The organism is Vibrio sp. 10N.261.52.A1 (assembly GCF_002876325.1).
Classification (GTDB): Bacteria; Pseudomonadota; Gammaproteobacteria; order Enterobacterales; family Vibrionaceae; genus Vibrio; species Vibrio chagasii.
Genome location: NZ_MCYD01001305.1, coordinates 1 through 587 on the forward strand (window position 1 = coordinate 1; position 587 = coordinate 587).

The 587-nt window shown below is 42.2% G+C and carries 1 pseudogene; it reads left to right on the plus strand.

What is annotated here, in order from left to right:
• Positions 1–108: 108 nt before the first annotated feature.
• Positions 109–587 (plus strand): annotated as a pseudogene (locus BCT81_RS27155) (GGDEF domain-containing protein); the annotation flags it as partial.

The following is a 587-nucleotide window of genomic DNA, read 5'->3' on the forward strand; positions in this document are numbered from 1 at the left end:
ATCCAACCCTCATCCATTAATTATATAATTTTTAAAGCAAAGCTCCTCGAAATCCGCTAACCTTGTCCACAAGTGGCTTTAGTTGGTTTGATATCTGCAGTAAAAATAATGAACAAAGACGAATTTCAGAAATCCACCGCTAATCTAAAGAAAGCGGTGCCTCTTATGATGAAGAACAGGGTGTCGACCACACCTGCAAATTACGCCCTTTGGTACACCTATGTCGATAATGCGATTCCGCAACTGACTAAAGAGATGGATGGCGTGCTGGAGCATTATGGCATCTGCCCTCCAGCTGTTGGTGAGCAGCTTTACAACAATTACGTTGCCAGCAAATCAGAAACCAATATCAATGATCTGCGCGCAAACTTAGAGCTATTGGTATCTGAAGTATCAAACTCGATGAATGATACGCTAACGGATACTTCGGCTTTCTCGGATATGATAGATAAAAGCTTTGAAGATCTGTCTCGCGTTGAAAATGAAAGCCTCTCTATCGACGAGGTGATGTCTCTAGTACGTCAGCTTGTTTCTGAGTCTCGAAACATCCGTCATTCAACTCAATTCCTGAATTCTCAGCTCAACTC